Raw genomic sequence first — 26,152 nt, forward strand, 5'->3', positions numbered from 1 at the left:
TATTCTCATGGAAAATCAACACTGGGGCTGCGGGGCCGAACTGGTCGTACGCCATCTGGAGGCGCAGGGCGTCAAGCAGGTATTCGGTATTCCGGGGGCCAAGATCGACCGGGTATTCGATGCCCTGGAAGATTCCCCCATCGACACCATAGTGGTACGCCACGAGGCGAACGCCGCCTTCATGGCCGCCGCCGTGGGCCGTCTGACCGGCAAGGCCGGGGTGGCGCTGGTGACCTCGGGCCCAGGTTGCGCCAACCTGATCACAGGCCTTGCGACCGCCACCTCGGAAGGGGATGCCATGGTGGCGCTGGGGGGCGCTGTGCGACGTGCCGATGGCCTCAAGCTCACTCACCAGAGCCTGGACACCGTCAGCCTGTGCCGCCCCGTCACCAAGTTCAGCGCCCAGGTGGGAACCGGATCCGCCCTGTCCGAGGTGATGGCAAACGCCTTTCGTTGTGCCGAGCTGGGCCGCCCAGGCGCGGCCTTCGTCAGCCTGCCCATGGACATCATCAACGAGCCGACCGATGGCGCCATCCTGGTGCCCAGAGCCATACCCGAACCGGGCGCCGCCGATGAGGCAGGCATAGACAGGGCGCTGAGCCTGCTGGCGCAGGCCCGCAAGCCGGTGGTGCTGCTCGGCCTGCTGGCCAGCCGGCCCGAGAATTCCCTCGCGGTGCGTGCTTTTCTCGACAAAAGCCGGTTGCCGGTGACGGGCACCTATCAGGCGGCCGGTGTGGTGGATACCCACCATTTCGATGACTTCGCCGGTCGGGTCGGGCTGTTCAACAACCAGCCGGGGGACAGGTTGCTGCAGGATGCGGATCTGGTGATCTGCATAGGTTACAGCCCCATCGAGTATGACCCTGTTCTGTGGAATGGCACGGGTGAGCGGCAATTGCTGCACATCGATGCCCTGCCTGCGGAGATCGACAGCAGCTACTGCCCGGCGGTTGAGCTGGTGGGCTCCATCAGTGCCAATCTGTATTGCTTGACCAAGATGTTGCACAAGCCGCTGGCACGGGACCCCGCCATCGCGGCCCTGCTTGGTGAGATACGGGCCCAGCGTCACCAGCTGACCCAGCATGCCCAGCATCTGGGAGGCATGCCCATCCATCCGCTGCGCATCGTCAAGGAGCTGCAGGACATCATAGGGCAGGACATGACACTGTGCGTGGACATGGGCAGCTTCCACATCTGGATTGCCCGCTACCTCTACAGCTTCAGGGCGCGCCAGGTGCTTATCTCCAACGGTCAGCAGACCATGGGGGTGGCGCTGCCCTGGGCCATAGGGGCAGCCATGGTGCGGCCGGGGGAGAAGATCATCTCTGTTTCCGGCGATGGCAGCTTCATGCAGTCGAGCATGGAGCTGGAGACGGCGGTGCGGCTCAAATCCAACATAGTGCACATCATCTGGGTCGATAACGGCTACAACATGGTGGCGATGCAGGAGGAGAAAAAGTACCGTCGCAGCTCGGGGGTGAGCTTCGGGCCCATCAACTTCAAGGCCTATGCCGAGTCCTTCGGGGCGGCCGGGTTTGCGGTCACCAGTGCCGAAGACTTGCGGCCGATCCTGCGCGCCGCCATGGCGGTCGTTGGGCCTGCCGTGGTGGCCATACCGGTGGATTACAGTGACAACCACCTGCTGATGGAGCAGCTCAGGCCAGAGTTGTTGAGCTAGCGATTGAAGGGGGGCAGTCCGAGTGGTGTCCGCCAACAACAGAGCGCCCCTTGCCGGCTGGCAAGGGGCGCTCTGTCATGACGAGAGGGCATCCGCGATGGCAACAGGGGTCATGGCATGACAGAAGGGGGCATCACCATGGGGCCGGCGACCGCGAGGGCGGTGTCGTCCCCGCGCAGCATCCGCACGATTTCGAGGGCAAATTCGATGGCGGAGCCCGGCCCCTGGCTGGTGATCAGGTGATGAGTCTCATCCGTCACGACCCGCGCCGTGCTGAGCTGGCTGGTGGGCAGTTGGGCCTGCAAGCCTGGGTGGCAGGTCACGCTGGCATCTCCCAGCAAATCATGATGCTGCAGTACCACCACGGGGGCGGCGCACATAGCCGCCCGCCAGCGGCCGAGCGCCGCCTGTTCCCTGAGCAGATCGATGGCGAGCGGCGTATCGCGGATTGCCTCGCTGCCGGGCAAGCCGCCCGGCACGACGATGGCCTCGAAGTCACGGCTGGTCAGCTCGTCGATATGATAGTCAGCGACCAGCTGCACCCCGCGGGAGGCGCGGATCTGGCGCAGACCCGCCGGACAGCAGGAGGCCAGCAGCACCTCGATGCGGGCGCGCACCAGGGTGTCGACGATGGCGACGGTTTCGATCTCTTCAGACCCCGGTGCTACCAATACCAATACTGTCATGCTGCACTCCTTGGTTACCCGCCATCTCGGCGGGCTCAGCTCTTCTCTTTGATGGCCTGATAGAGGCCCTGATTGACCGGCACCGCTATGCCGTGTTTGGCGGCGCAGGCCAGCAGGAAGCCGGTGATTGCCTCGATCTCGGTCTCGCGCCCCTGCTCCATATCTTGATGCATGGAGGAGTAGTTGTCGGCGGTCAACTCGACCACAGTCATGGCGCGGCGCAGCAGCTCATCGCTGCTGGTCGGCTGGCCTTCGGCCTGCATGACGTCGGCCACTTCCACGCAGATCTGTTGCAGGGCATCGGCGAAGCGAGGGCCTGCCAGCTCGCCATTTTTGAGCTTATAGAGCGCCGTCAGCGGATTGATGGCGCAGTTGATGGCAAGTTTTTGCCACTGGCGAGCCAGGATCTGCTCATCCCAGCCGGCCTGGCCGAGGGCGGCGGCGAGATCCTCTGCCAGGGAGGCATGAGCCCTGGCCGCTTCATTGACCGGGCCGAGCCAGGTCTCGCCCTTGCCAGTGTGGCGGAACACGAAGTGACCGCTCTGCATGGCGCCGTGGCTGGTGACGCCCGCAATGACAGGATTATGCGGAAACAGCTGCACCACCTGCTCGGCAATGCCCATGCCATTGTGCAGCAGCACTATGGGCACGCCCGCCGCCAGCTTGCCTGCCAAGGGGGTCAGGGCGGACACGACTTGACCTGCCTTGGTCATCACCAGCAGGCGCTTGATCTGACCGGGCTGGTCGACGAAGCCGCGCTCGATGGTGATCAGCTGGGTCTGGCCTTCCAGCGAGGTGAAATCAATCCCGGGGTGCAGGGTCGAACGGTGGCGATCGCGCAGCAAGACGCGGGTCAATTGGCCGCTTTGAGTCAACAGGGAGGCGAAGACGCCACCCAGGGCGCCGCAGCCCAGCAGTGACCATTGGGGGGAGGAGGGCAGTCGGGAACTCTGTAATCCGCTTGGCATGGAGAGACTCAATCAAGGTAGGGTTGCATTCCGATCAACCATTTACCGGGGATAAGTGAAATGTCGCTTGGCGGACACTAACGGGTCTCGCCATTCCTGTGCGCAGGGGATTCTAGCAGAGCAACCCCATCGAAATCAGCAAATTTGCCGGTTTTCTGGTAGATTTGCGCCCTTATAGCGCAACATGAGGAGCCCTGACATGCCGTCATTCGATATTGTCTCTGAAGTCAAAATGAACGAGGTGTTGAACGCCGTCGATAACGCCAATCGTGAACTGGCGACCCGTTTCGATTTTCGTGGTGTTGAAGCCAGCTTCGAGCTGAACAAGGAAGAAGTAAAGCTGGAGGCCGATGCCGACTTCCAGCTCAAGCAGATGGTCGAGATCCTGCGCGCAGCCCTGCTCAAGCGCAACATCGAGAACAGCTCAATGGACGTGGGTGACAGCGTTCACTCAGGCAAGCGTTTCCACCTGAACGTCAAGTTCAAGCAGGGGATTGAGAAAGAGATCGCCAAGAAGCTGGTGAAGTTGATCAAGGATTCCAAGATCAAGGTGCAGGTCGCCATTCAGGGTGATGAAGTGCGGGTCACCGGCAAGAAGCGTGACGATCTGCAGGAAGCCATGGCGCTGGTACGTGGTGCCGAGCTGGGTCAGCCGATGCAGTTCCAGAATTTCCGCGATTGATGACGGGCGGGGAGGGTTTGGCCCTCCCCCTTGTTCGATTGCACATAGTGCGATAGTAAAAGGCTCGATGTCAGAGCCATAAAAAAACCGGAGCAGCTGCTCCGGTTTTTTTGTGTCCACATTACCCGTTCGATTAGAACTTGTAGGTAACGGAGAAGTAGTGGCTGAAGCCAGAGCTCTTCCAGGCGGTACCGTCAAACGCGGTAGAGCCGTCTTTGGTGCCGTAGGCATCCATGAAGTACTTCAGGCCATAACCCACTGCGTAGCGGTCGGAGTGCCAGTAGATACCGTGGAAGGTCGCCATGTTGTCGCTGGTACGGTCAGCACGGTTGTGGGTATCCAGGTCGAAGGCGTAATCCAGGTAACCCTGATAGGAAACGAAGCTGCCGTTGCTGAAGGTATAGAAAGGTTTGAACCAGTTCATGGCGAACCAGTAACCGTTCCAGTCACCTTCTTCTTCGGTGAAGAACTGGTTTTCGGTAGCGTGGCGGGCATACAGGTTCATGCCAACTTTGCCGAACCAGGGAACCATGACATCAGCACCCAGACCGATCATGTTTTCCATCTGGTTGTCGCCGATGTTGTTCAGGGAGGCGATGTACACCTCTTGCACCGGGCCGAAGGAGAGATCTTTACCAGTCAGCGCATCCAGAGACATACGCGGCGCAAACTTCATGAACAGGTTCTGACCATTGTGCTTGTCGCTGTGACGGGAGTCGAAGATGTCGAACACATCAACGTAGCCGTACAGGTCAAACAGACCGGAGCGACCACCGAATTCCATTTCGAAATAGGTATCGTTGTAGCTATCTTGACCGGAGGTGAAGGGACGCTGGTCGATGGTGTGCATGACGTTGAACTGCATCCACTTGTAATCATTCTTGTGGATGTCACCGCTGTAGTCAGCAGCGAAGGCCGGAGTAGCGGCAGCAGCCAGCAGACCGGCAGCGATCAGAGTCTTGGTAAATTTGGCCATTTTATTGGTCTCTTGTGCGTTAGTTGAGGTTTTCCGTAGCCTGCCCACAAGGAGCGGGAGGGATTCTAGCCAAATAAATTCATCGGAGAAACAAGCACCGGGGAACTTTATTCGGAAGTGTGAATCTAATCACCCCCAATTTCACGCAAACGCTTGCTATTTGTCCGATTCCGAGAGCAAAGCCCTTCCTCGTCTGGCAACCATGACGATCAGGATCAACACCGGAATGCCAAGCAGGCTGGTGCCAATAAAGAAGGTGCTGTAGCCAAACTGTTCGACAAAGCGGCCGGAAAAACCTGCCAGCAGCTTGGGCATCAGCAGCATGACTGAGCTGAACAGGGCGTATTGGGTGGCGGAGAAGGCCACGTTGGTCAGGCTCGACAGATAGGTCACGAAGGCGGCAGTCGCTATGCCGGCGCTCAGGTTGTCGACCGAGATGATCAGGGTCAGCAGCTGCAGGTTGTGGCCCACTTCGTTGAGCAGGGCAAACAACAGGTTGGTGCTGGCGGTGAGCAGGGCGCCGAGGAACAGGATCCGCAAGGTACCAAAGCGCATCACCAGCACGCCCCCCAGGGCAGCACCCACCAGCGTCATGATGACGCCATACACCTTGGTAATGGTGGCCACTTCTGTCTTGCTGAACTGCATGTCCACGTAGAAGCTGTTGGACATCACGCCCATCACCACGTCCGAGATGCGATAGCAGGCGATGAGCCCGAGGATCAGCATGGCCGATCCACCGTAACGGCGGAAGAAATCGGCAAACGGACACCAGATGGCCTCATAGATCCAGGCACCGACTCCGGCCAGCGAGGTTGGCCAGCCATGGGAGAGCAGCAGCGCCTTGCGCGCCTCCTGCTGTTTGTTCTGACCGGCGAGATCGATATCCGGCTCATGGCAGATCAGTGTGGTGATGACGCCAAGAGACATGAGTCCCGCCATCAGCAGATAGGTGAGTCGCCAGCCGTTGTAGTCATAGCCGGTGTTGCTGCCAAGCCAGGCTGCCAGCGCCAGTGCCCCCGCACCCGCCATGATCATCGCCAGTCGATAACCTGTCATATAGGAGGCGGCCATGGCTGCCTGCAGCCGCTCCGGCGCCGACTCGATGCGATAGGCGTCGATGACGATGTCCTGAGTGGCGGAGGCGAACGCCACCAACAGGGCGAACAGGGCCAGTTGGGCCAGCTGGGTCTTGGGATCGCAGAAGGCCATGCCCACCAGTGATGCGGCAATCAGTATCTGGGAGAGCAGCATCCAGCTGCGACGCCGCCCCAGCCAGCGGGAGAGCAGTGGCAGGGGCAGTCGATCGACCAGCGGTGACCACAGCCACTTGAAGCCATAAGCCAGTGCTACCCAGCTCATGTAACCTATGTCGGTCAGGCTGACATCGGCCTCGCGCAGCCAGAACGACAGGGTGCCAAACACCAGCAGCAGCGGCAGACCGGAAGAGAAGCCCATGGCAAACAGTATGAGGACCCGAGACTCAAGATAGACGGCGAGCGAGTCTCGCCAGCTCGGTGTGCGGACAGTGTTCAAATACCTGACTCCTCTGGGAAAATTGCGCCATTTTGTCAGGTTCGGGGGGGATAGCCAAGGCAAGCCGAGCAGGGCGGACCAGGATTCAGGGGCGGGAACCCATGCAGTGACGGGGGCAGGGGCCTTCCATGGTCAGATAATTGGCACACGCCATCAGCTGCATGCGCAGCCAGACATCGGCGATGATCTGCTGCTCATCCCACTGATGCAGGCTGTGCAGCAGGAACCAGAAGACCCCCTCCTGATCGGTGGCGGCTTGGGTGTTATAGGGAGCGTGGGGCAAATCTTGCCAGTGGGAGAGGAGCTGCCAGCTCAAGGCTTCCAACTGCTGATAGGGGATTTCTCGTGCCAGAAAGTGACGAACCGCCCGAGCCAGCGGGACGGCGTGTTGGGTTAAGTTCTGGTGGTAGATCACCGGAACCTCCTTCTCCTCGGGTGGGCCATGCCCCGGGAAACGGGGCAGGGCCAGAGTATAGAAAGGGGCGCCGGTGACCCGGGCAAAGACGCGGAGGAATGTGATCCGGCTCGCGTTATTTCTCCGCCAGCAACACCACCTTCTTCAGGATGATGGGGCTGGTGGGTACGTCGTTGGCGCGCAGAATGGAGCTGTAACCCGTCTGCACCTGGGCCAGCTTGTCCAGTACATCCATACCCTGCACGACCTGGCCGAATACGGTATAACCGGCGCTGGCATTGGCGTTGAGGTTATTGTTGTCGGTCAGGTTGAAGTAGAACTGGCGGGTGGCGCTGTCCACGGCCTGGGTACGGGCCATGGCGATGCTGCCGCGTTTGTTGGGCAGGCCGCCCTTGGATTCGTTGACCACGGGATCGAAGGTCGGCAGTTGCTGGAACTGCTGGTTGTAGCCGCCCCCCTGCACCACGAAATCCTGGATCACCCGGTGGAACAGGCTGCCGTCATAACTGCCGTCCGCTACGTAGCGCAGGAAGTTCTTCACCGTCTGCGGCGCCTGTTTGGATGCCAACTCCACCACTATATTGCCGTGGTTGGTCTCCATCCTGACCTTGGGGCCGGCAAACGCCAGCGGGGCGATCAGCATGGCCAGTAACCAGAGTTTCTTCATTGTTTAGCTCTCCTTTCTCAGCTCGGCTGACCCTTGAGGTAACCACGCAGAGCGTCATCCGTCATGATCTGTTGCAGCAGGCTGCCCAATTGCTGGTTCAGGATGGATTCCAGTTCGGCCATGCTCGGCTCCCCCGGACCTTCCTTGCTGGAAGACATGTTGAACTGCTTGGTCAGCTTGCTGCCCTGGAAGTCGGCAATCACCTGCAGGCTGACGTGGGACTTGGTGACATAGGTGAAGGTTTTCTCTTCCACCGTGACGGCGGCGCTGGAGATGGCCAGGGTCAGGTTGGTGGTACCGCTGTTGCCAACGATCAGTCCCTGACTGCGCAGCCCTTCGGCCAGTTTCTCGGCCAGCAGGTTGTTGAGCGGCTGTTCGCTGTTGACCAGCACGGCTGCCTTCTCTTTCTTCTTGATGGAGAAGACGTAGGCGGCTTCACGCTTGTCGACCCCTTCCAGGGTGATGCGGTTGCCAGAGTAGTACTGCTGGTTGGAGGGGATGACCTGCGGGTTCAGCAGCGCGGTTTCCGGCCAGTGAGTGGCACAACCACCCAGCATCAGGGCGGCCAGCAGCAAGATTGACTTTTTCATCATGGGTTTCCTTTAACCTTATCTTTAGCGTTTGATGGCTTTCAAAATAACGAATTTGCTGTTCGACGCAACGACTTGTGCGTTGGCAAACAGGCGCTTGAGTTTGTTGTGATAATCCAGATGACGGTTGCCTACTATCCAGAGTTCGCCCCCCTGGGGCAACACCCGGTGGGCATCGGTGAACATCTGCCAGGCAATATGATCGGTAATAGCCTGCAGCTGGTGGAAGGGGGGATTGCAGAGGATCCTGTTCGCCGAACCGACAGCCACACCGTCGAGACAGTTATTGACCATGAAGCGGGCCCGCGGCAGGCCGTCTGGCAGATTGTGCTCGACGTTCAGCTGCGCCGAGGCCACTGCCATATAGGACTCGTCGATGAAGGTCACTTCCACCTCGGGATCCTTCGCCAGCAGAGCCAGCCCCAGCACACCGTTGCCGCAACCGAGATCGATCACCTTGCGCGCACTGTGGACAGGCAAATTGTCCAGCATGAAGCGGGCACCTATATCCAGGCTGGTGCGCGAAAACACGTTGGCATGGTTGTGGATGAGCATGCCGGTGCCCTCCAGCGGCCAGACCGTCGGATAGGGGTTGGCCAGTTCCGGGTATATCGCTTGCGGCTCACAATGGATCAGGCGCGCCTTCTTCCAGGCCAGCGAGGTGCGGGTTGGCCCCAGGTATTTTTCAAACAGTGCCAGGGTCGAGCTGTGAATGTCCTTGGCCTTGCCGGCGGCAATGACGCGAGTAGCCGGTGTGACCACCGCACGCAATGCCAGCAGTTGCTGCTCCAGCAGCGCCTGATACTTGGATACCTTGATCACTACCAGTGCCGGGGCAGGGGGCAGCGGCGCCAGCGCATCCTGCAATCTGATGGCGTGAGGATCCAGTTCGTTCTCTGCGAGGTTGGCAAGGGTCGCCCGCTCGCTGATATAGGAGTCGCTGACACAGACAGGGGCGTGAGGATGCAGAAACGCCGCCAGTGCGCCGAAGCCGTCATTCATGATGATGACGGGGCCGGCTTGTTCGAGTGGCGTCTCAGCCAGGGTATTGATCAGATACTCGTCTGCCGCATCCCAGGCTTGCAACGGATCCTGGCTCTGGCGTGGGTAGCGATACAGGGTCAGATGACAATGAGCCGTGTCGAGAAGGGTTTGCATAAGCGAGAGTCCAACGTGATTCATAAAACAGGCGCCGACGGGGCGCAAAGTGGCGCTATTCTAGCGGGGGCGGAGAATTTCACCAGTCCGGCAGCTGTGTGGGCGGGGCAAATTTGCGGCCATTTTCCCACGCGGGGCAATTTCGTCATACCGCCAACTCTGGCTACAATGGCCGGACATCTATTTTGGGAGTGATGCTCGTGACCATGCAACAACAGATAGAGGCCAAGCTGGCCGCTGCCTTGTCCCCCACTCATCTTGAGGTCGTCAACGAAAGCTATATGCACAGGGTGGCACCGGGTTCCGAGAGCCACTTCAAGGTGGTGGTGGTGAGCCCGCATTTCGAAGGTCACCGGTTGCTGGCCCGTCATCGTCAGGTCAATGCCGTGTTGGCCGACGAGCTGGCTGGCGCCATTCATGCACTGGCGTTGCATACCTATACGGAGCAGGAGTGGTTGCAACGGGAACAGGCACCAAAGACGCCGAGCTGTGTCAGCAAAAATGGGCTGACCTAACATTATTGACTAATCAGTTACTTAATCCGCGACCAGTTAACAATTAACAAACGTTTTTTGGGCTGCGTCTTGTGTCCGGAAGCAGGGCGCTATTCCCCTGCCCAGACATCAAAATTTCTAATCCATTTTTGAACATAAAAACTATTACCCATTTTGGGGTATTAATGGCTAACTCAACGCAGAGCCTGAGGTTTAGCGAAAAAAACGGCGCGATTAAATTTCGATGATTTTGTGATAGAGCGGGGATTTTCCCCATTTTGCATAGAAGCTGACTTGCCATAAGTGCTAAACTCAAGCGCTTTTGAATGACCCTGTATGTTGCTGATTTGTTTGTCGCTTCGACATTATCCTGCAACATGAACGGGCTCATTCAACAACTCGTCGTGATGTATTTCTCGGCGCTAACCAACCTGTCTTCCCTTAACGGTAGTGCAAGTGAGTATGATTACAATTAAAAGAGGACTGGACATCCCCGTGCTGGGTGCTCCGGAGCAAGTAATCTACGATGGCCCGGCCATCACCCGTGTTGCTACACTCGGCGAAGAGTTCGTGGGGATGCGTCCTACTATGCTTGTCAAAGTAGGTGATCGCGTCATTAAAGGTCAGGAGCTCTTCGAAGATAAGAAGAACCCTGGCGTTAAATTCACGGCCCCTGCCACCGGTGTGGTTTCAGAGATCAACCGGGGTGCCAAGCGCATTCTGCAATCCGTTGTCATCGATATCGATGGGTCCGACGAGCAGGTGACCTTTGAACACTTTGCGTCTGCCGAGCTGGCACAGCTCGCGCGCAGCAAGGTGCAGGAGATCCTGGTCGCATCAGGCCAATGGACTGCGTTGCGTACTCGCCCGTTCAGCAAGGTGCCGGCCGTGGAGTCTTCTCCCCGTGCCATTTTCGTCACCGCCATGGACACCAACCCGCTGGCTGCCAATGCCGAGCTCATCATCAAGGAACAGTCACAGGCTTTCCTCGATGGTCTGGCCGTATTGACGCGCCTGACCGATGGCGCCGTCTACGTCTGTAAAGGCGAGGCCAGCCTGCCGCACGCTTCTCTGGCGCAAGTCAAAGAAGAAGTGTTCGTCGGTCCGCATCCTGCCGGTCTGCCTGGCACCCATATCCATTTCCTGGATCCGGTCAGCGCCAAGAAGGTGCAGTGGCATATCAACTATCAGGATGTCATCGCGTACGGCAAGTTGTTCACCACTGGCCAGATCTTCACCGACAAGGTGCTCGCCCTGGCTGGCCCGAACGTACTCAAGCCACGCCTGCTGCGTACCCGTCTGGGTGCCTGCATCAGCCAGTTGACCAACAACGAGCTGCGCGCGGGTGAAAACCGCGTCATTTCCGGTTCCCTGCTCAGTGGTGCCAAGGCCGAAGGAGTCCATGACTACCTGGGTCGTTACCACAATCAGGTGAGCGTGCTGAGTGAAGGTCGTGAGAAAGAGTTTCTGGGATGGGTCAAACCCAGTGCCAGCAAATTCTCCATCACCCGTACGACGCTCTCTCATCTGATGAAGGGCAAGCTCATCAACTTCACTACCACCACCAACGGTAGTGATCGCTCCATGGTGCCTATCGGCAACTATGAGCGTGTGATGCCGCTCGACATCCTGCCGACCCTGCTGCTGCGGGATCTGGTCTCCGGCGATGCCGACAGTGCGCAAGCGCTCGGTTGCCTTGAGCTGGATGAGGAAGATTTGGCGCTCTGTACCTTCGTCTGCCCCGGCAAGACAGAGTACGGCCCGATCTTGCGTGAGTGCCTGACCAAGATAGAACTGGAAGGTTAAGCGATGAGTTTCAAGCAACTTCTTGAAAATATGGAACATCACTTCGAGCCGGGTGGCAAGTACGCCAAGTACTATGCCCTGTTCGAAGCGGCGTACACCCTGTTTTATACCCCCGGGTCCGTGACCCGCAACGCTGCCCACGTCCGTGATGCGATCGATCTGAAGCGCATGATGATCATGGTGTGGCTGGCCGTGTTCCCGGCCATGTTCTGGGGCATGTTCAACGTCGGCAACCAGTCCATCGCCGCCATCGCCCATCTGGGCAGCGCGGCCGGTGCCGATACCTGGCAATACACCATAGCGACTCTGCTGGGAGCCTCACTGGATCCAGCGGTTGCCGGTATCGGCAGCAAGATGCTGATCGGTGCGGCTCACTTCCTGCCCATCTACCTGACCGTGTTCCTGGTCGGTGGTTTCTGGGAAGTGCTGTTCGCCATGGTGCGCAAGCACGAGATCAACGAAGGCTTCTTCGTGACCTCCATCCTGTTCGCCCTGATAGTGCCGCCAGAGCTGCCCTTGTGGCAAGCCGCTCTGGGCATCACCTTCGGTGTGGTGATGGCCAAAGAGGTGTTCGGTGGTACCGGCAAGAACTTCCTGAACCCGGCCCTGGCGGGTCGTGCGTTCCTGTTCTTCGCCTACCCGGGCCAGATCTCCGGTGATGCCGTCTGGGTTGCCGTTGATGGCTATTCGGGCGCGACTGCGCTGAGCCAATGGGCCCAGGGCGGTCAGATGGCGCTGATCAACGGTACAACCGGCCAGGCCATCAGCTGGATGGACGCTTTCCTTGGCAACCTGCCGGGTTCCATCGGTGAAGTCTCTACCCTGATGATCCTCATCGGTGCTGCCATGATCGTCTACATGCGGATCGCCTCCTGGCGCATCATCGCAGGCGTGATGATCGGTATGGTCGCCACCTCCCTGCTGTTCAACGTCATAGGTTCCGATACCAACCCCATGTTCAGCATGCCGTGGCACTGGCATCTGGTGCTGGGCGGCTTTGCCTTCGGTATGGCATTCATGGCGACCGATCCGGTCTCCGCCGCCTTTACCAACAAGGGCAAGTGGTGGTATGGCGCCCTGATCGGCGTCATGGTAGTGCTGATCCGGGTGGTGAACCCAGCGTTCCCGGAAGGCATGATGTTGGCCATTCTGTTTGCCAACCTGTTTGCCCCCTTGTTTGACCATTTCGTGGCGCAGGCGAACATCAAGCGGAGGATCGCTCGTGGCGTTTAATAAAGACTCTACCGTCGGCACCCTTACCGTCGTGGCTGGTCTGTGTCTGGTATGTTCCATCGTGGTCTCAGTGGCTGCTGTGGGGCTGCGTCCGGCTCAGCTGGAAAACAAGGCGCTGGACAAGCAAAGCAATATCCTGTCCGTTGCCGGTGTCGATATCAGCAGTGTGGCCAAGCGTGACCTGGCCCAACTGTACGGTGACAAGATTGAAGCGCGTCTGGTTGACCTGACTACCGGTGAATTCGTTGACGGCGATGCCGACAACTTCGACACCAAGCTGGCAGCGAAAGACCCGGCAAAAAGCATTCGTCTGGCACCTGCCGATGACAAGGCTGGTTTGCGTCAAATCTCCAGGCTGATCCCTGTGTTCTTCGCCAAGGATGCGCAAGGCAAGGTCGACAACATCATTCTGCCAATTTATGGCCAGGGTCTGTGGTCCACCATGTATGCCTTCGTTGCCGTGGCGGCAGATGGCGAGACCATCAAGGGCATCACCTACTATGACCATGGTGAAACCCCGGGTCTGGGCGGCGAGATTGGAAACCCGGTCTGGCAAGGTCTGTTCAAGGACAAGAAGTTGTTCGATCAGGACGGCATGCCAGCCTTGCGAGTCATCAAGGGCCACGCCCCTGAAGGTTCCAAGCATGAGATCGATGGCCTGTCTGGCGCGACTCTGACCGGTAACGGTGTACAGCACACGTTCGACTTCTGGATGGGACCCAAGGGCTTTGGTCCTTTCCTGGCCAAGATTCGTGCAGGAGAAATCAACAATGGCTGACAAGAGCGAAATGAAGAAGTTGCTGTTGACGCCTGTGCTCGGCAACAACCCCATCGCCTTGCAGGTGCTGGGTGTCTGTTCCGCGCTGGCCGTTACCAGCCAGATGAAGACGGCATTCGTGATGACGCTGGCCGTTACCGCGGTCACTGCCTTCTCCAACCTGTTCATCTCCCTGATCCGCAACCAGATCCCGAACAGTGTGCGGATCATCGCCCAGATGGCGATCATAGCGTCACTGGTTATCGTGGTTGACCAGGTGCTCAAGGCTTATGCCTATGAGATCTCCAAGCAACTGTCGGTATTCGTGGGCCTCATCATCACCAACTGTATCGTGATGGGTCGTGCCGAAGCCTATGCCATGAAGAGCGCCCCGTTGCCCTCCTTCCTGGATGGTATCGGTAACGGTCTGGGTTATGGCGCTGTGCTGCTGACCGTGGCCACAGTGCGTGAGATCCTGGGCTCCGGCACCTGGTTCGGTATCGAGCTGCTGCCGCTGGTGAACAATGGTGGCTGGTATGTGCCTAACGGTCTGCTGCTGCTGCCGCCGAGTGCGTTCTTCATCATTGGTCTGATCATTTGGGGCGTTCGCACCAAGGATCCCAAGCAGGTGGAGGCGAAGGATTAAGGTATGGAACACTATCTGAGTCTGTTGATTCGTTCGATTTTCATCGAAAACCTGGCCCTCTCTTTCTTCCTGGGGATGTGTACCTTCCTGGCAGTGTCCAAGAAGGTCAAGACCGCCATGGGTCTGGGGATTGCCGTTATCGTGGTTCAGACCGTTGCCGTTCCGGCCAACAACCTGATCTACAACTACGTCCTCAAGGATGGTGCTCTGGTCTCCGGCCTGGATCTCAGCTTCCTGAGCTTCATCACCTTTATCGGTGTGATTGCAGCCCTGGTGCAGATCCTGGAGATGGCGCTGGACAAGTACTTCCCTGCGCTCTACAACGCGCTCGGTATCTTCCTGCCGCTCATTACCGTGAACTGCGCCATCTTCGGTGGCGTCTCCTTCATGGTGCAGCGTGACTACAACTTTGTGGAGTCTGTGGTCTATGGCGTGGGGTCGGGTGCTGGCTGGATGCTTGCCATCGTGGCGATGGCGGGGATCCGCGAGAAGATGAAGTACTCCGACGTGCCGCAAGGTCTGCGTGGACTGGGCATCACCTTCATCACCGCGGGACTCATGGCGCTGGGCTTTATGTCCTTCTCTGGTATTTCCCTGTAATCGGAAAAGGAATAATAGATGGAAATTATTCTGGGTGTGGTCATGTTCACCGTGATCCTGCTGGCTTTGGTGGCAGTTATTCTGTTCGCCAAGTCCAAGCTGGTGACCGCAGGTGACGTGACAATCAGCATCAACGGCGACCCGGCCAAGGCTGTCACCAGCCCGGCGGGTGGCAAGCTGCTCGGCGTGCTGGCCGGCAGCGGCATCTTCGTCTCCTCCGCCTGTGGCGGCGGTGGCTCCTGTGGTCAGTGCAAGGTGCGGGTGAAAGCTGGCGGCGGTGATATTCTGCCGACCGAGCTGGATCACATCAGCAAGGGTGAAGCCCGTCATGGGGAGCGTCTGGCCTGTCAGGTCACAGTGCGTTCCGACATGGATATCGAGCTGCCTGAAGAGATCTTCGGGGTGAAGAAGTGGGACTGTACTGTTATCTCCAACGATAACAAGGCCACCTTCATCAAGGAGCTCAAGCTGCAGATCCCCGATGGCGAGAGCGTGCCGTTCCGCGCCGGTGGTTATATCCAGATCGAAGCCCCTGCTCACCACGTGCAGTACAAGAACTTCGATATTCCCGAGGAGTATCGCGGGGATTGGGATCGCTTCAAGATCTTCGAACTGGAGTCCAAGGTCAACGAGCCGATCATTCGTGCTTATTCCATGGCCAACTATCCGGAAGAGTTCGGCATCATAATGCTGAACGTGCGGATCGCGACCCCGCCGCCCAGCAACTGGACTGCGCCTCCCGGCCAGATGTCCTCCTATATCTTCAGCCTCAAGGCTGGCGACAAGGTGACCATCTCGGGTCCGTTCGGTGAGTTCTTCGCCAAAGATACCAATGCCGAAATGGTGTTCGTCGGTGGTGGTGCGGGTATGGCGCCGATGCGCTCCCATATCTTCGACCAGCTGCGTCGCCTGAAGACCCATCGCAAGATGAGCTTCTGGTACGGTGCCCGTTCCAAGCGCGAGATGTTCTATGTCGAAGATTTCGACATGCTGGCGGCCGAGAATGACAACTTCCAGTGGCACGTCGCCCTGTCTGATCCGCAACCGGAAGACAACTGGGATGGCTACACCGGCTTCATCCACAACGTCTTGTTCGAGAACTATCTCAAGAACCACGAGGCGCCGGAAGATTGCGAGTTCTACATGTGTGGACCTCCCGTCATGAATGCTGCCGTCATCAACATGCTGAAGAACCTCGGTGTTGAAGACGAAAACATCCTGCTGGATGACTTTGGTGGTTAATAAATGCACAGCGTTGTAAAGACCTGGCTAGCCTTAGGGCTAGCCTTTTTCTTGACTGGGTGCGGTCAGGAAACGGTCCAATCCAAGCCGGAGATCCACATCACCGGCAGCACCATGGGTACCTACTATTCCATCAAGGTCGCGGATGAGATCATCCAGGATCCGGCCAAGTTTCAGGCTGAAGTAGACATTCTGCTGGAGCGGGTCAACGACCAGATGTCGACGTACCGCCCCGATTCCGAGTTGTCGCGCTTCAACCAGCACAGAAGCTCGACCCCTGTGGTGGTCTCTCGCGATACCGCCCGGGTGGTAACTGAATCCCTGCATCTGGGCCGTGAGAGCCGTGGGGCGCTTGACGTTACCGTCGGCCCTCTGGTCAATCTGTGGGGCTTCGGGCCGGATGCGCGTCCGACCAGGATCCCCTCCGAGGAGCTGATCACCCAGACCCGTCAGAAGACTGGTCTGGGCAATTTGCATGTGATCACCTCCGCCGATGCAGATACGTTGCAAAAAGATATTCCGGACCTCTACGTGGATCTCTCTGCCATTGCCAAGGGCTTCGGGGTGGACAAGGTGGCCGAGTATTTGGAGTCCATGGGGTCTCGCAATTATCTGGTGGAGATCGGCGGCGAGCTGCGGATCAATGGCGTCAACGGCAAGGGGCACCCCTGGCGCGTGGCCATCGAGAAGCCGACCGCCAATGCCGGCTCGGTGCAGGAAGTGATAGTGCCGGGGGACAACGGGGTTGCCACTTCAGGCGAGTACCGCAATTACTACGAAATGGATGGCCAGCGTTTCTCCCACACTATCGATCCCATGACGGGCAAACCCATCCAGCATCGCATGGTGTCGGTGACCGTCATTCACCCTTCCTGCATGACCGCAGACGGGTTGGCGACCGTGTTCATGGTGCTCGGGCCCGAGAAGAGCCTGGCGTATGCCAAGGAGCGCGGACTGGCGATCTTCGTGATCACCAAGACGGCCGATGGGTTTGACGAAGCCTATTCAGATGCGTTCAAACAGTACCTGGTTAGAAAGTAAGGGGCACTAGCATGCAGATTTTTCTGATCACCTTCGGGGTATTTCTGGTCGTTGTAGTGGCCATGGCCATAGGTTACATCTTCCAGAAGAAGACCATTTCCGGCTCCTGTGGTGGACTGGGCACTATAGGTATCGAAAAAGAGTGCGATTGCCCGGAACCCTGTGACAACCGCAAGAAGAAGATGGCCAAGGAAGAGGCCCGTCGCAAGATGCTGACCGATAACCGGATCATCTGAGCGGGCCTGGGTTTTCGAGTTGCACTCGGGCCAAGGCTGAATGACAGGCGGGCTGACCTTGGGGTCAGCCCGCTTTTTCTTTGGTGGAAGGGTGATTCAGTAGTCGTATTGATGACAGGCTTTCTTTTTGAACTCGACCTTCCAGCGCGCCAGTTCCTCCCGTGTTCCCAGCTCATCCCCTTGCTTGATGGCCTTCTCCAGTGTCTCGATGCGATCATGCAGCCAGCTGCATTCGGCGGTCGGGTGGTCCTTGGTACTGCCAAACAGCGGCAGCAGGCAGAGTCCCAGTCCTACTCCCAGCCAGAGTGCTCTCATGCCCTTCCTCCTTGTCAGTTGTTGTGAGTGGTGCCTTAAGAGTTTATGCCTGTTCGTTGTTTCATGCCGATGGCAGAAACGGGTGCGCTGGGTTAGCATGGGTGAGTTAACTGTTTATTCGTACAGTGGTATGCGCAAAATCATTCACATCGACATGGACTGCTTTTATGCGGCGGTAGAGATGCGGGACAACCCGGCTCTGCGGGACGTACCCTTGGCGATAGGGGGCTCCTCCGATCGGCGGGGGGTCATCTCGACCTGCAACTATGTGGCGCGCCGTTTCGGGGTGCGCTCCGCCATGCCGAGTGGCCTGGCCAAGAAGCTCTGCCCGCCGCTTGTACTCATTCCGGGACGAATGGCGGTCTACAAGGAGACCTCCCGTCAGCTGCGCGCCATCTTCCTGCGTTACACCGAGCTGGTGGAGCCGCTTTCGCTGGACGAAGCCTACCTCGATGTCACCGACAGTAACTGCTGTGGTGGCAGTGCCACCCTGATGGCGGCCGAGATCCGCCATGCCATAGTGACCGAACTGGGGTTGACCGCTTCGGCCGGGGTCGCACCGAACAAATTTCTGGCCAAACTCGCGTCGGAGCAGCGCAAACCCGACGGCCTGTTCGTGATCCGGCCAGAGGAGGTGGATGAGTTCGTGCGCCAGTTGCCTTTGGCCAAGTTGCCGGGGATTGGGCGCAAGACGGCCGATCGGCTGGAGTCCCAGGGACTCTATTCGTGTGAGGATGCGAGAGTGCTCAGCAGTGATGAGCTGATCGCCCGGTTTGGCAAGTTGGGGGAGATGCTGACGGGCCGGATCTGGGGCCGTGATGATCAGCCGGTGCAGGCGCAGCGGATCCGTAAAACCATTGGCGTGGAAACAACGCTGGCCAGCGATGTGCTGGATGAGGCCGCCTGCTGGCAGGTACTGAGCCAGCTTATTCCCGAGCTGGAGCGTCGTTTTGCCGCTGGCTATGCCAGGGAGCAGTTAATGGGGCAGGGGATCAAGCTCAAGTTCGCCGATTTTCAGCAGACCACTGTCTATCGCCGTGGCGGCTATCAGCCCGAGCTGTTTCACGATCTGCTCCATGAAGGGCTGCTTCGGGCGCAGGGCAAGCCCATTCGACTGCTAGGACTGGTGGTGGGCCTGCCTCGTGACGGGGAAGTTAACCAGCTGAGCCTGGATTTTGCTTGATTAGGTTAAGTTTTTGTATCCAAAACCGATACACTGATCACATCTGTATGAGCTAGGAATGGTGGCATGAGTTCTCTTTCTGTTCAGGGGCGGATCACCCTGATCGCCGGTTGTTGTTTATTGGCCAGTGCTGGTGCCCTGGTTGCCTCTTCTCTTTATAGCGCCGCCCGGATGCAGGATCAGGTGCTGACCTCCACCACTGAGGAGGCGCAACGCTCGGCCGAAAACTGGATGAAGGCGATGGGATCCGAGCAGGCGGCCAAGGTCACCAGCTATCTGGATGAGGCCTATTTTCGTACCACTCTGCTGGCTCAGAGCATATTGTTCCAGCGCAAGAATGCGGCCGACAACTTTGGCTCTTCCGAGGCGCTGCGTGGTGCCGTCAATCAGCAACTGCACGATGCGGCGGCGGCTTCCGCCAACCTGCTTGGTGTCTATGCGGTGTTCGAGCCCGATCAGCTGGATGGGGAAGACAGCAACTACCACGGTTCCAGCGAGCTGGGTGCCAATGACAAGGGGCGCTTCTCCACTTACTGGGCCCGGGTCGACGGCAAGATAGAAGCTGAGGTGCAAGACGAATCCGTGCTGGCGGACGAGAGCCCCACGGCAGCAGGTGGCGTGGAGAACGACTGGTATCGTTGCAGCATTCGCAGCAAGGCGCTCTGCCTGCTCGAGCCCTACCTCGATGATGTGGGGTCGCAGAAGGTGCTGATGACCTCGGTGACAGTGCCCCTGCTGGAGCAGGAGACCCTGCTCGGCATGGTCGGGGTCGATATCTCGCTGGCGACCCTGCAAAGTCTGGTCAAGGAGATGGATCAGGCGCTGTACGACGGACAGGGCAAGGTATTGCTGGTTAGTCACGAAGGGCGAGCCGCCGGGGTGGATGGGTTTGACGTCACCTTGGGCAGCCCGTTGGGGCAGCAATATCAGGCACTGACTGGCGATCTGAAAGGCTGGATCGGCCAGGGGCAGACAATGACACGCTGGAGCCCTGACGGGACTCTGCTGCAAACCTTCGTGCCGGTCAGCATGCGCGGCACCGAGCACAAATGGGGCATCTATATCGAGCTTCCCCGCACCGTTGTGCTGGCCTCGGCCCGCCAGCTGCAAGACGAACTCTCCAACCAGGCCAATGGCAGCGTGGTCACCCAACTGGTGATTGGCGGCGTGATTTCGGTAGTTGCCTTGCTCTGCATCTGGCTGATGGCTCGTCAGATAGTCGCCCCCATTCGCGCCGTGGTGGCTCGCCTCAAGGACATAGCCACGGGGGAGGGAGACCTGACCCAGCGGATTGACCTGCATCGCAATGACGAGATTGGCGAGTTGGCCAAGTGGTTCAACAGCTTCCTCAACAAATTGCAATCCACCATCAGTCAGGTGATCGATACCGTTGCGGGCACCCGCGCCAGTGCGGAGCAGGCGGCTCAGGTTGCCGAACGCACCAGTGCCGGCATGCAGGCCCAGTACCAGGAGGTGGATCTGGTGGCGACTGCATTCGAGGAACTCAGTGCCACTGCCTTGCAGGTGGCGGGCAACGCCAACTCGGCGGTGGCGGCGGCCAACCAGGCAGATACCTCGGCGCAGGAGGGCAAGTATGTGGTGGCCGATACCCAGGAGGCCATGCGCAAGTTGATGGCGGTGATCAGCGATGCCAAACCTGTGGTGGAGCGACTCGCCGCCAACAGCGACAACATCAACGACATACTGGTGGTGATCCAGGGGATCGCCGAGCAGACCAACCTGTTGGCGCTGAACGCCGCCATCGAGGCGGCGCGGGCCGGTGAACAGGGCCGTGGCTTCGCCGTGGTGGCCGACGAAGTGCGCAATCTGGCGGGGCGTACCCAGAATGCCATCGTCGAGATCCAGACCCTTATAGGGCAGCTTCAGTCCGGTACCGAGGCCGTGGTCAAGGCGATCATGACGGGTCACAGCCAGGCGGATGTGACGCTGACAAAAGTGGATCTGTCGGTCAGCGTGCTGGAGCAGATCATCCATGCGGTGGCGACCATTCATCAGATGAACGAGCAGATTGCCAGGGCAGCGCAGGAGCAGAGCGGGGTGGCGGACGAGATCAATCGCAACGTCAGCAACATTCGCGATGTGAGCCATACCATACGGGCCGAGGCGGCGGCCTCCGCCGAAAACGGTCGCGAGTTGTCGGCGCTGGCGGACAAACAGCAGCAGCTGGTGGGGCAGTTCAAGGTATAGGATAAGAAAAAAGGCGCCATCCAACCGGAGGCGCCAAACACATTCAGATGACAGACTGGGTTAAATCGGTCCGATTTAAGCCCCTCTTCCCGCAGAGGAAGAAACACAACACCACAATCGCAGACCACTGACTCACAAAAATCACATGTAAACCAACATGGAAGAGAAAAAGTGAGCCATATGACAACGGATTGCGAAGCGAATTATGTTTATTCACTGGTCGACCCGCAACCGACAAATTATAATGCGGCCCATTAGAAAAACTCATCGTCGGCTGGTCTCATGTCTCGTCGTTTACCCCCGCTCAATGCCCTGAAAGCATTCGAAGCCGCGGCTCGTCACTTAAGCTTCACCCGGGCAGCGGAAGAGTTGTTTGTGACCCAGGCTGCCATCAGCCACCAGATCAAGGCGTTGGAAGAGTATCTCGGCATCAAGCTGTTTCGCCGCAAGAACCGCTCCTTGCTGTTGACCGAAGAGGGGCAGGGTTACTTCCTCGATATCAAAGACATCTTCACCTCCATCTCGGAGGCGACCGACAAGCTGCTGGCCCGCAGTGCCAAGGGGGCGCTCACCGTCAGCTTGCAGCCAAGTTTTGCCATCCAGTGGCTGGTACCCAGACTGGTGAAGTTCAGCGAACGTCATCCGGACATAGACGTACGGATCAAGGCGGTGGACATGGACGAGGGATCGCTGACCGACGATGTGGACGTGGCCATCTACTACGGCCGTGGCAACTGGCCTGGACTGCGTGCCGACAAGCTGCACACCGAGTACCTGATCCCTGTCTGCTCGCCGCTGTTGCTGACCGGCCCCAAGCCACTGCGCACCCCGGATGATCTGATCCGCCACACTCTGTTGCACGATACCTCCCGCCGTGACTGGAAAGCCTGGTTTCGCCAGCTCGACATCGATGCGCCCAACGTCAATCAGGGGCCCATCTTCAGTCACTCCACCATGGTGATCCAGGCGGCGATCCACGGTCAGGGGGTGGCGCTTGGTCACAGTGTGCTTGCCCAGCCAGAAATCGAAGCGGGGCGCCTTATCTGCCCGTTCGAGCAGGTGCTGGTGAGCAAGAATGCGTTCTACCTGGTATGTCAGGAGCAGCAGTCCGATCAGGGCAAGATAGTGGCCTTCCGCGACTGGATGCTGGAGCTGGTGGAGCAGGAAGAGGCTCGTCGCAGGGCACGGCTCGCCGATGCCTGATGTGATGAGAGAGGGGGCGAGTGATGCCCCCGTTCGTATTCTGCTGGCCCATGGCGCCGGGGCCGGCATGGAACACGCCTTTCTTTGCGAGCTGTCACGCCTGCTGGCGGGGCCCGATATCGAGGTAGTGCGTTTCAACTTCCCCTACATGACCAAGCGGGCCCAGGATGGCAAGCGCAGGCCGCCGGACAGGCAGCCGGTATTGCTCGACCATTGGCGCCAGATGGCGCAGCTGTTCGCTCACCCAAGGCTGTTCCTGGCGGGCAAGTCCATGGGGGGGCGCATGGCGGCAGAGCTGTATGGCGAAGGTGGGGACGAGATGAATGCTGCAGGATTGCTCATTCTCGGGTATCCTTTCCACCCCCCGGCCAAGCCCGACCGCTGGCGGGGCGAGGTGCTCAAGCAGATCAAGACGCCGACCCTGCTGTTGCAAGGGGAGCGCGACACCTTCGGCACGCGCGCCGAACTGGCAGATTTTCCCTTCTCACCCCACGTATCGGTCCACTGGCTGACCGATGGTGACCATGGCTTCAAACCGCGAAAAGCCAGCGGCGTGAGCGAGCAGGAGAACCTGCAGCAGGCGGCTGATCATATCAGGTGCTTCATTGCGGCGACGCTGGCACAGGGCTGACGGTCGCGACGGAGAGAACGAGGAGGGTAAGAATGCAGATCCATCGACATTGGCTGGTACTGGCGGGTTTTTTTGGCCTGACGGCGACCATGCTGGGGGCTTATGGCGCCCACGGTCTGGCGACGAGCGGTATTACGGCTTCGCAGCTGGCGGCGTTCAACACCGCCGTGCATTATCAGTTTTTTCACGCATTGGCCCTGCTGGTGCTGGGTTGGTGCGGTGTGCGCAGCAAGGTAATCACCTTCGCTGGCACCGCATTTTTGCTGGGGATCCTTGGATTCTGCGGCAGTATTTACGCCATGGTGCTGCTTGGCAGCAAGGGGCTGGGGCTCATTACCCCGGCCGGTGGCCTCTGTTTTATGTTGGGATGGGCGGCTCTGATATGGGCTGGCTGTCGTCTTGGAGGAAAAAATGAATAATCTGCTGCTTTATTGCCGCCCCGGTTTTGAGAAAGAGGCGGCGGCAGAGATCACCGAGCGTGCCAGTAACATGCAGTGCTACGGTTTCGCCCGGGTCAAGGACGACAGCGGTTACGTGATATTCGAGTTGTATGACGAGGAGCAGGCCGATCTGCTGGCGCGCAAGTTGCCATTCAGGGAGCTTATCTTTATCCGTCAGATGCTGGTGGTGACCCACGAGCTGAAGGATCTGGATGTGGCTGATCGGATCTCGCCCATCATAGAAGCGACCCGTGAATACACCATCTGTGGCGATCTGCGAGTTGAAACCGCCGATACCAACGAAGCGAAAGAGCTGTCGGCCTTCTGCCGCAAGTTCACAGTGCCGCTTCGTCAGGCCCTGCGCAGCAAGGAGCTGCTGACCAAGAAAGAGACGCCGCACCGTCCGGTGTTCCACGCCTTCTTCATGGCCAACGATCACCTGTTGCTGGGGTATTCCTACTCGTTCAACAACTCCGAATTCCACATGGGCATTCCCCGTCTGCGCTGCCCGCCGGATGCACCGAGCCGATCCAGCCTCAAGCTGGAAGAGGCCTTCTATGTGTTCGTACCGCGGGAAGAGTGGGACCTGCGCCTCACCTCCGGCATGAAAGCGGTCGATCTGGGCGCCTGTCCGGGTGGCTGGACCCATCAGCTGGTGCGTCGCGGCATGATGGTGACAGCGGTGGATAACGGCACCATGGCCCAGTCCCTGATGGATACCGGTCAGGTGAAGCACCTGCGTGATGATGGCTTTGTGTGGCGCCCCAGCAAGAAGAATATCTACTGGCTGGTGTGTGACATGGTGGAGAAGCCGGCACGGGTTGTTCACATGATCGCCGACTGGTTCCGCGAGAACGACTGTCAGGAGGCCATGTTCAACCTCAAGCTGCCGATGAAGAAGCGTTACGCCGAAGCGGTACACAACATAGAGGTGTTGCGCGGCCTGCTCAAGGAGGTAGACAACGCCTTCGTCATTCAGGCCAAGCAGCTCTATCACGATCGCGAAGAGATCACGGTACACGTCTACAACAAGTACTGGGTCTCCAAGCTGGAAGCCAAGGAGTGACATCCTGTCCCTTGCCGTGAGCAGAAAAAAGACCGATGGCAGCGATGCCATCGGTCTTTTGCTATCTGCGCCATGCAGCCAGTGTTAGAAGCGGTAGTCGAGACGCAGGGATGACTCGTCATCCGTCACTTTGAGCTCTATCTGCAGGGGGATGCTCTTGTCGATCGGATTGAACTGCAACTTGACCCCATCCCCTCTGAGTTTGATGGCCGTATTCATGCCAGCAGCCTTGAACTTGATCCTGGGTTTGTGGTGCTCGAAGGAGAGGCTCACGCTCTTCTCCGCCGTCAAATTCAGCTTCTGGTATGTGGTAACCTGCTGGTTGCCATCGCTGTCCGTCATGATGTCTACCCCGAAGGAGAGCGGTTTGGGTGCCTTGAGCAGATCATTGGTATCCAGACTGGAACGCCATACCTGACTGGCGGGCTGCGACTGGGCTGCCGGAAGCTGTTTCCAAGCATTTTCGACCGGTCTGTCTACTGCCATGACGCTGCTGCTGACAAGCAACAGGGGAAAAATAGCGCGCATAATGGATCTCCTTATCCCTTATGCATTGAACATAGTAGTCAATTGACTAGGCGGGTAGCGCGCCGCGAGATAAAACAAGGGGAGCCTGAGCTCCCCTTTTGAATCAACGAATTAAGATGAATTACAAACGGTCTATGATGGATTGGGTGAACTCGCTGGTAGAGGCGGTCCCCCCGAGATCCCGGGTCACGCGATCACCGGATTCGATGGTGGCGCGCACTGCCTCACGGATGCGCTCAGCCTTGTCCTGCATGCCCAGGTATTCCAGCATCTGGATGGAGGCGAGGATCACCGAGGTCGGGTTGGCGATGTTCTTGCCTGCGATATCCGGCGCCGAGCCATGGACCGCTTCGAAGATGGCGGCGCCATCGCCGATGTTGGCACCAGGTGCCATACCCAGACCGCCCACCAGACCGGCGCACAGATCCGAGAGGATGTCGCCAAACAGGTTGGTGGTGACCATGACATCGAACCGCTCCGGGTACATCACCAGGTTCATGCAGGCGGCATCGACAATCATCTCTTCGCTCTGGATATCCGGGTAGCGAGCGGCGACATCGCGGGCCACTTCCAGAAACAGGCCAGAGGTGGACTTGAGAATGTTGGCCTTGTGGATGATGGTCACTTTCTTGCGTCCTTCCTGGCGGGCCAGTTCGAAGGCAAACTTGACGATGCGTTCTGCCCCGTCGCGGGTAACTATGCTCATCGCCTCGGCGCTATTGTTGTCATCGCTGCGCTTCTGGCCGGCGCCCGAGTACATCCCTTCGGTGTTCTCGCGCACTGTGATGATATCGATGTTGTCGTAACGACTCTTGGTGCCCTTGAAGGAGATGACGGGGCGTACGTTGGCGTAGAGGTTGAATTTCTTGCGCAGGGAGACGTTGATGGAGGTGAAGCCGCCGCCGACCGGGGTGGTGAGCGGGCCTTTCAGGCTGACCTTGTTCTTCTCGATCAGATCCAGGGTTGCCTGGGGCAGCAGCTCGCCGTGCTTCTCCAGCGCGACCAGACCGGCATCCGCATACTCGTATTCGAAGTCACAACCGGCGTGGGTCAGGATCTGGATGGCGGATTCGATGATGCTGGGGCCAATGCCGTCGCCCGGGATAACGGTAATCTTTCTTTTTGACATGAGAGGTATCCACTTCTAGGGAACAGAGGGGGAGGATT

The 26,152-nt window shown here is 58.6% G+C and carries 29 protein-coding genes; 17 read left to right on the forward strand and 12 right to left on the reverse strand.

The window, feature by feature from the left end; all coding sequences use genetic code 11:
- Positions 1 to 7: 7 nt before the first annotated feature.
- Positions 8 to 1,678 carry an acetolactate synthase AlsS gene (gene alsS, locus GWQ29_RS05265; protein WP_275918914.1) on the forward strand — a complete coding sequence of 557 codons (1,671 nt, stop codon included), beginning with the start codon at positions 8 to 10 and terminating at the stop codon, positions 1,676 to 1,678.
- Positions 1,679 to 1,788: 110 nt separating this feature from the next.
- On the opposite strand, the gene GWQ29_RS05270 is transcribed toward alsS, so the two are convergent.
- Positions 1,789 to 2,364: a DJ-1 family glyoxalase III gene (locus GWQ29_RS05270; RefSeq protein WP_275918915.1), complete on the reverse strand. Its 576-nt coding sequence runs from the start codon at positions 2,362 to 2,364 to the stop codon at positions 1,789 to 1,791.
- A 35-nt stretch (positions 2,365 to 2,399) separates the two neighbouring features.
- Positions 2,400 to 3,332: a 2-dehydropantoate 2-reductase gene (locus tag GWQ29_RS05275; protein ID WP_275918916.1), complete on the reverse strand. Its 933-nt coding sequence runs from the start codon at positions 3,330 to 3,332 to the stop codon at positions 2,400 to 2,402.
- Positions 3,333 to 3,531: 199 nt separating this feature from the next.
- On the opposite strand from GWQ29_RS05275, the gene GWQ29_RS05280 reads away from it, so the two are divergent.
- Positions 3,532 to 4,014: a YajQ family cyclic di-GMP-binding protein gene (locus GWQ29_RS05280; RefSeq protein WP_005311958.1), complete on the forward strand. Its 483-nt coding sequence runs from the start codon at positions 3,532 to 3,534 to the stop codon at positions 4,012 to 4,014.
- A gap of 133 nt (positions 4,015 to 4,147) precedes the next feature.
- Here GWQ29_RS05280 and GWQ29_RS05285 read toward each other — a convergent pair whose 3' ends face one another.
- The 6 genes from GWQ29_RS05285 to GWQ29_RS05310 form a co-directional block, all read right to left on the reverse strand.
- Positions 4,148 to 4,990 carry an outer membrane protein OmpK gene (locus tag GWQ29_RS05285; protein ID WP_021139380.1) on the reverse strand — a complete coding sequence of 281 codons (843 nt, stop codon included), beginning with the start codon at positions 4,988 to 4,990 and terminating at the stop codon, positions 4,148 to 4,150.
- Between the two features lie 156 nt (positions 4,991 to 5,146).
- Positions 5,147 to 6,526, reverse strand: coding sequence for an MFS transporter (locus tag GWQ29_RS05290; RefSeq protein ID WP_275918917.1), 1,380 nt, complete (start codon positions 6,524 to 6,526; stop codon positions 5,147 to 5,149).
- An 85-nt stretch (positions 6,527 to 6,611) separates the two neighbouring features.
- Positions 6,612 to 6,941: a hypothetical protein gene (locus GWQ29_RS05295; RefSeq protein WP_275918918.1), complete on the reverse strand. Its 330-nt coding sequence runs from the start codon at positions 6,939 to 6,941 to the stop codon at positions 6,612 to 6,614.
- A gap of 115 nt (positions 6,942 to 7,056) precedes the next feature.
- Positions 7,057 to 7,608 carry a peptidylprolyl isomerase gene (locus GWQ29_RS05300; RefSeq protein WP_270688449.1) on the reverse strand — a complete coding sequence of 184 codons (552 nt, stop codon included), beginning with the start codon at positions 7,606 to 7,608 and terminating at the stop codon, positions 7,057 to 7,059.
- A 17-nt stretch (positions 7,609 to 7,625) separates the two neighbouring features.
- Positions 7,626 to 8,198: a YajG family lipoprotein gene (locus GWQ29_RS05305; protein ID WP_275918919.1), complete on the reverse strand. Its 573-nt coding sequence runs from the start codon at positions 8,196 to 8,198 to the stop codon at positions 7,626 to 7,628.
- Between the two features lie 24 nt (positions 8,199 to 8,222).
- A complete protein-coding gene (locus tag GWQ29_RS05310; protein ID WP_275918920.1) occupies positions 8,223 to 9,356 on the reverse strand; it encodes a methyltransferase in 1,134 nt (377 codons plus the stop codon).
- Positions 9,357 to 9,550: 194 nt separating this feature from the next.
- Here GWQ29_RS05310 and GWQ29_RS05315 point away from each other — a divergent pair, with 194 nt between their 5' ends.
- The gene (locus tag GWQ29_RS05315) at positions 9,551 to 9,871 is read left to right on the forward strand and encodes a BolA/IbaG family iron-sulfur metabolism protein (RefSeq protein WP_059112151.1); all 321 of its coding nucleotides are present in this window, start codon (positions 9,551 to 9,553) and stop codon (positions 9,869 to 9,871) included.
- A gap of 43 nt (positions 9,872 to 9,914) precedes the next feature.
- Here GWQ29_RS05315 and GWQ29_RS05320 read toward each other — a convergent pair whose 3' ends face one another.
- Positions 9,915 to 10,229 (reverse strand): hypothetical protein, encoded by a 315-nt coding sequence (locus tag GWQ29_RS05320; protein ID WP_059112150.1) that lies wholly within the window; start codon positions 10,227 to 10,229, stop codon positions 9,915 to 9,917.
- An 83-nt stretch (positions 10,230 to 10,312) separates the two neighbouring features.
- Here GWQ29_RS05320 and GWQ29_RS05325 point away from each other — a divergent pair, with 83 nt between their 5' ends.
- From GWQ29_RS05325 to nqrM, 8 genes are read left to right on the forward strand one after another with little or no spacing between them, the layout of a single operon-like run.
- Positions 10,313 to 11,656, forward strand: a complete 1,344-nt coding sequence (locus GWQ29_RS05325; protein ID WP_275918921.1) for a Na(+)-translocating NADH-quinone reductase subunit A — start codon at positions 10,313 to 10,315, stop codon at positions 11,654 to 11,656.
- A gap of 3 nt (positions 11,657 to 11,659) precedes the next feature.
- Positions 11,660 to 12,889 carry an NADH:ubiquinone reductase (Na(+)-transporting) subunit B gene (locus tag GWQ29_RS05330; RefSeq protein WP_021139371.1) on the forward strand — a complete coding sequence of 410 codons (1,230 nt, stop codon included), beginning with the start codon at positions 11,660 to 11,662 and terminating at the stop codon, positions 12,887 to 12,889.
- Positions 12,879 to 13,667 carry a Na(+)-translocating NADH-quinone reductase subunit C gene (locus tag GWQ29_RS05335; protein WP_021139370.1) on the forward strand — a complete coding sequence of 263 codons (789 nt, stop codon included), beginning with the start codon at positions 12,879 to 12,881 and terminating at the stop codon, positions 13,665 to 13,667. Before GWQ29_RS05330 ends, GWQ29_RS05335 begins: the two co-directional genes overlap by 11 nt.
- Positions 13,660 to 14,292, forward strand: coding sequence for an NADH:ubiquinone reductase (Na(+)-transporting) subunit D (locus GWQ29_RS05340; protein WP_265421686.1), 633 nt, complete (start codon positions 13,660 to 13,662; stop codon positions 14,290 to 14,292). The genes GWQ29_RS05335 and GWQ29_RS05340 overlap by 8 nt, the downstream gene beginning before the upstream one ends.
- Positions 14,293 to 14,295: 3 nt before the next feature.
- Entirely contained in the window at positions 14,296 to 14,892 is a 597-nt protein-coding gene (gene nqrE, locus GWQ29_RS05345; RefSeq protein WP_021139368.1) for an NADH:ubiquinone reductase (Na(+)-transporting) subunit E, read from the forward strand.
- Between the two features lie 18 nt (positions 14,893 to 14,910).
- Complete coding sequence (gene nqrF / locus GWQ29_RS05350) at positions 14,911 to 16,134, forward strand: NADH:ubiquinone reductase (Na(+)-transporting) subunit F (RefSeq protein ID WP_005311988.1); 1,224 nt, start codon at positions 14,911 to 14,913, stop codon at positions 16,132 to 16,134.
- Between the two features lie 3 nt (positions 16,135 to 16,137).
- Complete coding sequence (locus tag GWQ29_RS05355) at positions 16,138 to 17,175, forward strand: FAD:protein FMN transferase ApbE (RefSeq protein ID WP_021139367.1); 1,038 nt, start codon at positions 16,138 to 16,140, stop codon at positions 17,173 to 17,175.
- An 11-nt stretch (positions 17,176 to 17,186) separates the two neighbouring features.
- The gene (gene nqrM / locus GWQ29_RS05360) at positions 17,187 to 17,411 is read left to right on the forward strand and encodes a (Na+)-NQR maturation NqrM (protein WP_005311992.1); all 225 of its coding nucleotides are present in this window, start codon (positions 17,187 to 17,189) and stop codon (positions 17,409 to 17,411) included.
- 96 nt (positions 17,412 to 17,507) lie between these two features.
- Here the strand turns inward: nqrM and GWQ29_RS05365 are convergent, their stop codons facing one another.
- Complete coding sequence (locus GWQ29_RS05365; protein WP_275909023.1) at positions 17,508 to 17,726, reverse strand: hypothetical protein; 219 nt, start codon at positions 17,724 to 17,726, stop codon at positions 17,508 to 17,510.
- A gap of 130 nt (positions 17,727 to 17,856) precedes the next feature.
- Here GWQ29_RS05365 and dinB point away from each other — a divergent pair, with 130 nt between their 5' ends.
- The 6 genes from dinB to rlmM all read left to right on the forward strand — a co-directional run bounded on the left by dinB (position 17,857) and on the right by rlmM (position 24,457).
- Positions 17,857 to 18,909 carry a DNA polymerase IV gene (dinB, locus tag GWQ29_RS05370; RefSeq protein ID WP_275909022.1) on the forward strand — a complete coding sequence of 351 codons (1,053 nt, stop codon included), beginning with the start codon at positions 17,857 to 17,859 and terminating at the stop codon, positions 18,907 to 18,909.
- A gap of 66 nt (positions 18,910 to 18,975) precedes the next feature.
- Positions 18,976 to 21,117, forward strand: coding sequence for a methyl-accepting chemotaxis protein (locus tag GWQ29_RS05375; RefSeq protein WP_275918922.1), 2,142 nt, complete (start codon positions 18,976 to 18,978; stop codon positions 21,115 to 21,117).
- A gap of 282 nt (positions 21,118 to 21,399) precedes the next feature.
- Complete coding sequence (locus GWQ29_RS05380) at positions 21,400 to 22,320, forward strand: transcriptional regulator GcvA (RefSeq protein WP_005312000.1); 921 nt, start codon at positions 21,400 to 21,402, stop codon at positions 22,318 to 22,320.
- Positions 22,313 to 22,951, forward strand: coding sequence for an alpha/beta fold hydrolase (locus tag GWQ29_RS05385; RefSeq protein WP_058393503.1), 639 nt, complete (start codon positions 22,313 to 22,315; stop codon positions 22,949 to 22,951). Before GWQ29_RS05380 ends, GWQ29_RS05385 begins: the two co-directional genes overlap by 8 nt.
- A 32-nt stretch (positions 22,952 to 22,983) precedes the next feature.
- Entirely contained in the window at positions 22,984 to 23,370 is a 387-nt protein-coding gene (locus GWQ29_RS05390) for a DUF423 domain-containing protein (RefSeq protein WP_275918923.1), read from the forward strand.
- The gene (gene rlmM, locus GWQ29_RS05395; RefSeq protein ID WP_059112140.1) at positions 23,363 to 24,457 is read left to right on the forward strand and encodes a 23S rRNA (cytidine(2498)-2'-O)-methyltransferase RlmM; all 1,095 of its coding nucleotides are present in this window, start codon (positions 23,363 to 23,365) and stop codon (positions 24,455 to 24,457) included. Before GWQ29_RS05390 ends, rlmM begins: the two co-directional genes overlap by 8 nt.
- 84 nt (positions 24,458 to 24,541) lie before the next feature.
- On the opposite strand, the gene GWQ29_RS05400 is transcribed toward rlmM, so the two are convergent.
- Together GWQ29_RS05400 and GWQ29_RS05405 are read right to left on the reverse strand one after the other, a co-directional pair.
- Positions 24,542 to 24,985 carry a hypothetical protein gene (locus tag GWQ29_RS05400; protein WP_275918924.1) on the reverse strand — a complete coding sequence of 148 codons (444 nt, stop codon included), beginning with the start codon at positions 24,983 to 24,985 and terminating at the stop codon, positions 24,542 to 24,544.
- Positions 24,986 to 25,106: 121 nt separating this feature from the next.
- Positions 25,107 to 26,114: an isocitrate dehydrogenase gene (locus tag GWQ29_RS05405; protein WP_111589298.1), complete on the reverse strand. Its 1,008-nt coding sequence runs from the start codon at positions 26,112 to 26,114 to the stop codon at positions 25,107 to 25,109.
- Positions 26,115 to 26,152: the final 38 nt, after the last annotated feature.

Source organism: Aeromonas sp. 2HA2, from assembly GCF_029237345.1.
Classification (GTDB): Bacteria; Pseudomonadota; Gammaproteobacteria; order Enterobacterales; family Aeromonadaceae; genus Aeromonas; species Aeromonas salmonicida.